Source organism: Ignicoccus sp., from assembly GCF_056435145.1.
The window spans coordinates 23,464-29,604 of record NZ_JBWNMZ010000022.1 but is presented as its reverse complement, the minus strand read 5'-3'; the positions used below and the strand labels follow the sequence as shown (position 1 = coordinate 29,604).

The window sequence follows — 6,141 nt, the reverse complement described above, 5'->3', positions numbered from 1 at the left end:
CGCCGTCGCTCAAGCCGTCCCTGTCCGTATCGTTGGAGAGCGGGCTGGTGTGGTACTTCATCACTTCTTGGTAATCGGTTAACCCGTCCTTGTCGGTGTCCGGGTTAAGGGGGTTAGTTTGATAGACCTTCACTTCTTGGTAGTCAGTCAGTTTGTCGTTGTCGGTGTCTTGAGTTAGGGGGCTGGTGCCGTAGACCTTTACCTCTTGATAGTCGGTCAGTTTGTCTTCGTCCGTGTCGGCGAGCGTGGGGCTGGTGTGGTACTTCATCACTTCCTCGTAGTCCGTTAGGCGGTCCTTGTCAGTATCTGGGGCAAGGGGGTCCGTGTGGTAGACCTTTGCTTCGAGGTAGTCGGTTAGGCCGTCCCCGTCAGTGTCTTGGCTTAGCGGGTTGGTGTGGTACTTGAGGAGCTCCGCGCCGTCGCTCAAGCCGTCCCTGTCCGTATCGTTGGAGAGCGGGCTGGTCTTGTAGTAAGACAGCTCTTGGTAGTCGCTGAGTTTGTCTCCGTCCGTGTCAGGGTTGAGCGGGTTGGTACCGTAGACCTTCACTTCTTGATAGTCGGTTAACCCATCTCTGTCCGTGTCGGGATTGAGTGGATTGGTCTTGTAGACCTTTACCTCGTTGCCGTCCGTTAGCCCGTCGCTGTCAGAGTCGGGGTTAAGGGGGTTGGTGTGGTAGACCTTTACTTCGAGGTAGTCGGTCAGTTTGTCGCTGTCGGTGTCGGGGTTGAGCGGGTTTGTGCGGTACTTCATCACTTCCTGATAGTCGGTGAGCTTGTCGTTGTCGGTGTCTTGGCTTAACGGGTTGGTGTGGTAGACCTTTACCTCTTGGTAGTCAGTGAGCTTGTCTCCGTCGGTATCCGGGTTAAGGGGGTTGGTCTTGTATACTTTTACTTCCTCGTAGTCCGTTAGCCCATCTCTGTCAGTGTCAGGATTGAGTGGGTTGGTACCGTAGACCTTCACTTCTTGATAGTCGGTTAGGCCGTCCCCGTCAGTGTCTTGGCTTAGCGGGTTGGTGTGGTACTTGAGGAGCTCCGCGCCGCTAAGGAGGCCGTCCCCGTCGGGGTCAAAGGAAGTGGCGTTTAACGAAAAGTAGGCGAAAGCGCCGTCGTTAGAGAAAGCCTCAGCTGACGCGGCGGCTCCCGTAGGAACTAGGTACAACTTAACCGCCCTCGTACCGTTTACGCCAACGATCCTTACTATGTTATCGTTGATGGCGGATATGCCGACGTTCGGAACGGTCGACCTAGCTTTGAACCCGTTCAAGTAAACTGTTACAGAGGTCGGCTTGTACGTTTCTACGTACAACAAGAGGTTGAATGTTCCTCCGTCGTAAGCTGCCTTGAGAAATTTGAGCGAACTCTCGGTGCTGTTAAGCGCGAGTTTGGTAAGCTCACTAGAGGCAGTGCACCACATTATGGGTTCGGTGCTGTTAATTACATCTAACGCGAATGCTATTTTCTTCTCCTCAACCACTTCTCCTTTGCCGTTGAGCAGCTTAACCGTTAGTGTGCCACAAGGAAACTTGTACTTCAATGCCTTGAGTGGCAGTTCTAAATCTATGGTCCCTTTGGTATAAGCCATCGCGACGTAAGCTTTCGAAGAAACCAATCCACAAGCGTCCACTTGCACCGTGAGGGATGTTGCGTTTATCGTTATTACAGGAACGGGTACTACGAACTTGGGATAGCTGGTAGAAATCAGACAGCTCATCGTAGCTGGGACTACCAGCTTCTGGGCTAAGGTCGTGGCTGCTAACGTTAGTAAGACCGCCAACACCTTCTTCATAGCTTAATGCCCAGAACTCCTCCTCAGAGGAGTGAAAAACCTATTTCTTACGGGTGAGCAAGCCTTATTACTTCGTCCAGACGATAATGTCTCATCGAAACGCCGTTCCGGTTGATGATAGCTACGTCTATACCCTCCCCGGAGGCGGTGTCCCTCCTGGTAGCCGCGAAGACTGCGCGCACGGCGAGCTTCACGAGGTCTTCAACTTCCATATTGGGATCGTATTCGGCTTCGATTACGCCTATAGCCATGGGAGAGCCCGAACCCGTTACTAAGAACTCCTCCTCGGCAACGGTCCCAAACCAGTCCAAGCTGTACAGCCTAGGGGCGACGTCAAAACCTCCGATTAACAGTTGAACTATGTAGGGGTAGAAACGCGCAGAATGTAGCACGTTAGATAGGAAGGTGGCTGCCGCTTTAACGCTCATCCTCTTTTTATTGGATAGTTCGTAATTCTTTACCTCGGTTCTCAAAAGTTCTGCGAGCACTTGCGCGTCCGCGACGAGGCCCGCTGTAGTCATTGCCATATAGTTGCTTATTTTCACTATTTTCTGTACCTTCTTATGGACTATAAAGTTTCCAGCAGTAGCCCTCTTATCGGCCGCCAACACAACTGCCTTTTCGGACCTTATGCCCACTGTCGTGGTGCCCTTTAATGCCCTCGCCACCTTCTCGTCAAGGCTCAAGGTAACACACCTTCCGGCTTTAGGGGCTCGAATAGAACTAAAAGTTACTTGAGCCTAACGCGAGTCCAAGACTTCTTGTTCTGCCAACTGTAGCGCCTCATCCTCTTGGAGCGGCCGAAGCCGCACGCGACGCAGTATCCCTTTCTTACATTAAAGGAATGTCTCCCGCACCTCCTACACCTTATGTGGGTCTTGCCCTTGTTGTGCTTACCGAAGGATGGAGTGCCCTTACTCATAGCTTCACACCTCCACAGGAGAAACGAAGACTACTCCGTCCCCACGGATCAATATCGTTCCCAGAGGTCTCGTGTGGTCCCCCCTGACCTCTTCCGCGTCTTCCAAGACTATGTTTAAGTGTATGTCAAAGGTCTTAAGCCTCCCTCTGACCTTGCCGTCCCTCAATTTCACGAGCACAATTTTGCCTATTGCTTCTGCCATCACCTTGTGTGCGGTGTCAGCCATGTGACCTCCCGGACCGCCTGCGAGCCACGTTTAAATTACGTTCGCGTTTAACTCTTGTCCCTTAAGAATTGCCTAATATCCTTAACTATTATTTTCCACATATCCTCGGTACTGTAGAGGGACATGCGGGCTAACCCTTGCCTGTAGAACATCCCTCCGGCCTCCCGGTCGTCGTCCCAGACGTCCACTACTATCCCCACCTCCTTTCCGGGGTAAGGCCTAGTAACCCTCCCGACCCTCTGGAGCGTACGCGTCTGCGACCTGCCCCCTGCCGCGAGGACCAAGGACTTTAGCGGCGGGAGGTCCAAGCCCTCGTCAGCCAATGTAGTGGCCACCACAACGTCCAAGTCCCCGCGCAAGACTGCCCTCAAGACAGACTCCCTTTGGGAGGAGCTCTCCTTACCCGTTAACACGGCACATGATATACGCTGCGACTTTATGGCCTTACACAATTCGTGGGCGTGCTTTATTTCCTTTACTAACACTAACACGGGCTTCGGTAGTTGTTTCACAACTTCAGCTATCTCAGCATTTCTTCGGGGATCATAGAATACGTAGTTCTTTAACTTGACGTACTTCTGAGCGCCTTGGAGCCCTTCTAAAGCGCTAAGGGCCTCCCGATCTAAAGTCACTTTTCTCTTTAGCATTATAATGTTCACTGGGACCAAGTATCCCTTTTCTATTAGCTCTGAGGAAGTTATCCTCTTGGGAACTACATCGCCTATTAAAGCGTAAATTAGCACGTCCTTTCCGTCGTCCCTCCATGGTGTGGCCGACAAGCCCAGCCTCAAGGACCAAGGGTTCGCACGCACGACTTCGGAGACGGTGCGGGCCGGGACGTGTTGTACCTCGTCTACTATTACTAGGCCAGCCTTCATGTATTCTTCGAAGAGTCTCTCTGCCTTGTCCTTACTCAGTTCAGTATAGTCCATCCTTATTTCATCATCTATATCCTCTTTAATTTCTTTGGCCTTCCCAACCCTAACCAAGGCCCGGTAGAGGGTCTGTACGGTACAAGCCACCACGGACTCTCCAACTTGGAAGTTCTCTGAGTCCACCAATCCCGCTTTCAGACCGTATTTCTTAAACCTCATAACTGCTTGGACGTTCAATGTTTTGTTCAAGCTTAAGAAGAAAACTTTCTTAACTTGTCCGCTCTCCAAGAGAGTCTTTGCGATCGCTACGGCCATCTCCGTCTTCCCGGCACCCGTAGCCGCTTGGATGGTTGCGGCTCCCTGGAGAGCGAGCATCTTCAAGGCTTGTGATACCGCGACCTTTTGGTAGTCCCGCAAGAAGTCCGCGCTGGGCTCCAGGGGCAAGTCAGCATAGAGTTTGCTGATGTTTATATCTAAATGCCTGAGCAACCTTATCAATAAACCTCTAAACGTCCTGATGTACGCCGATCCGTCCTTCAACGTTATATCGTAAAGCCTCGTAAGCCTCCCATCTCTGACCAACTCTCCGGCGTAGTTGACCCAACGGTACTCACAATAGCTTAGGGCATTTTCTCTCCTCTCCCTCTCTATCTCTGGCGACTCTATATCGCAGTCCTCGTAAGGGGCGAGCTTCGCTTGAAGTTCCTCCGCCTTCTCCTCGCTAACTTTAATTATTACAGAATTGCCCAAGAATACCGGATACTCTTGTTCCCTTCTCTGAGAAGCGACTAGGGCTGCGGAGGAGACGGCCTTCTCAGCTACCTCTTGAGCCAAGGATGTAGGCAAACGACCGAAAGGCGGTAGGTAGAAGCGCCCACGGTAGTAAGGGGCTAATTCAACCAATTTGAAAAATAGGTCCCTGTCCTTCTTTATTTTGAACTTTACTAATAAGGATACATCTTTAGCTAGCTCGTTAATCGCGGCTGAACCCTCTAGGAACGCCGCGTCCACGTCGTCCACGTCTAGCTCCGTTGGGATCCGTCCTTCCTCAGTTACTAGCTCGAAACGCGCCCCCATAGCTCTGAGGGAGGTCACAGCCTCTACTACTGTCTGGTAATCCCTCAAGGCAGGCCTTACGACCCAAGATCTCGACTCTGGGTCCCAGCGCGCCCCTAAGGATTCCTTAACAATCCTCTTGAACTCTTCGAAGTCCTCTATGCTATATGTCTTTTCTATCAATAAGTAATACTTTACGTTGACGTCCTCTTTTAATATCAGCGACGGATCCCCTTGCAGAACTGCCGCCACCGCTGGGGGGTCCCAGAGCAACACTAGCGCGGCAACTCTCTCGGAGTCCACCATCTCGTCGGACCTTATAGCCGACGACCCCCTTCCTTAATCAAGAGTTAAGGGCAACATTTAAAAGATCCATAGTTCCTCTCAGCTGGGAGCCGCCGTAGCTCAGCCGGGCAGAGCGCCGGGCCCATAAGGTTCCGACGCGCGAGAACCGAGGGGCTTGGGAGACCCGGTGGCCCGGGGTTCAAATCCCCGCGGCGGCACCACCTAAACTCTGGGCGAAAGGCGTGGTCCCATACCTCAAGTTATACGTGGTTGTAGACAACGAGGCGCAGCCTCCCTTTGTCAGTAGGTGGGGACTCTCGATATACCTAGAGAGCCCTTCTTGGAAAGCGTTCTGGGATGCTAACAGCGATGCAAATGCAGTTAGGCACAACGCAACGTTGCTTGAAATACCGCTCGAAGTAGACTACCTAATCTTCAGTCACAGACACTGGGACCATACCGGCGGAGCCGAAGCGATAAAGGCGAGAAGAGTGATCGCTCCGGACGACCCGCTCTTCCCCATACCGGTGGCTGAAAAGATAAAGGGTCCAGCCAAGCTGGACGAAGGCCTCTACTTGTCCCGAACCTTAGAGACCGAAGGAATTAAGGAGAGGGCCTTGGTTATCGATGTAAAGGACTACGGTCAAGTAATGCTCGTGGGTTGTAGTCACCCGGGCGTACACGCGCTTTACAGAAGCGTAGTAGAAGATTTCGGCTTCCGCCCTAAGGCCGTCATAGGAGGCTTCCACTTGGCGGGCAAGCCCAAGAAGGAAGTAGACTCTGTCCTTCACGCGCTCTACGCCTTGGGCGCCGAAGAGGTTCACCCGATCCACTGCTCCGGAAATTACGCTAAATCGTTAGCCAAAAGTGATGTTGTGGCTGGAAGGGTGCTGACCTATGGAAACATTTAAAAAGAATTACTTCCATGTTTGAGAAGGCGATTCGACGAGGTGATTTACGAAAATTATTTAACCAAGTAACTCCAACTAAC

General features: G+C 52.0%; 6 protein-coding genes and 1 tRNA gene. 2 read left to right on the top strand and 5 right to left on the bottom strand.

What is annotated here, in order from left to right; translation table 11 throughout:
- The 5 genes from AC1HCZ_RS07325 to AC1HCZ_RS07305 form a co-directional block, all read right to left on the bottom strand.
- Nucleotides 1-1,786, bottom strand: a 1,786-nt coding sequence (locus AC1HCZ_RS07325; RefSeq protein WP_479462889.1) for a binary toxin-like calcium binding domain-containing protein, incomplete at its 3' end; no start/stop codon positions are given.
- A 47-nt stretch (nucleotides 1,787-1,833) separates the two neighbouring features.
- The gene (psmB, locus tag AC1HCZ_RS07320) at nucleotides 1,834-2,472 is read right to left on the bottom strand and encodes an archaeal proteasome endopeptidase complex subunit beta (RefSeq protein ID WP_479462888.1); all 639 of its coding nucleotides are present in this window, start codon (nucleotides 2,470-2,472) and stop codon (nucleotides 1,834-1,836) included.
- A 44-nt stretch (nucleotides 2,473-2,516) separates the two neighbouring features.
- Nucleotides 2,517-2,708: a 50S ribosomal protein L37e gene (locus AC1HCZ_RS07315; protein ID WP_012123123.1), complete on the bottom strand. Its 192-nt coding sequence runs from the start codon at nucleotides 2,706-2,708 to the stop codon at nucleotides 2,517-2,519.
- 4 nt (nucleotides 2,709-2,712) lie between these two features.
- Nucleotides 2,713-2,934 carry an LSm family protein gene (locus AC1HCZ_RS07310; protein WP_479462887.1) on the bottom strand — a complete coding sequence of 74 codons (222 nt, stop codon included), beginning with the start codon at nucleotides 2,932-2,934 and terminating at the stop codon, nucleotides 2,713-2,715.
- Nucleotides 2,935-2,981: 47 nt separating this feature from the next.
- Nucleotides 2,982-5,171 (bottom strand): DEAD/DEAH box helicase family protein, encoded by a 2,190-nt coding sequence (locus AC1HCZ_RS07305; RefSeq protein ID WP_479462886.1) that lies wholly within the window; start codon nucleotides 5,169-5,171, stop codon nucleotides 2,982-2,984.
- An 88-nt stretch (nucleotides 5,172-5,259) separates the two neighbouring features.
- Here AC1HCZ_RS07305 and AC1HCZ_RS07300 point away from each other — a divergent pair.
- Both AC1HCZ_RS07300 and AC1HCZ_RS07295 read left to right on the top strand, forming a co-directional pair.
- A tRNA-Met gene (locus tag AC1HCZ_RS07300) sits at nucleotides 5,260-5,371 on the top strand.
- 21 nt (nucleotides 5,372-5,392) lie between these two features.
- Nucleotides 5,393-6,061: an MBL fold metallo-hydrolase gene (locus AC1HCZ_RS07295; protein ID WP_479462885.1), complete on the top strand. Its 669-nt coding sequence runs from the start codon at nucleotides 5,393-5,395 to the stop codon at nucleotides 6,059-6,061.
- Nucleotides 6,062-6,141 lie beyond the last annotated feature (80 nt).

Coding starts and splice junctions, on each gene's coding strand:
- AC1HCZ_RS07310 (WP_479462887.1), bottom strand. CDS start 2,934: ATGGCTGACACCGCACACAAGGTGATGGCAGAAGCAATAGGCAAAATT.
- AC1HCZ_RS07315 (WP_012123123.1), bottom strand. CDS start 2,708: ATGAGTAAGGGCACTCCATCCTTCGGTAAGCACAACAAGGGCAAGACC.
- AC1HCZ_RS07305 (WP_479462886.1), bottom strand. CDS start 5,171: ATGGTGGACTCCGAGAGAGTTGCCGCGCTAGTGTTGCTCTGGGACCCC.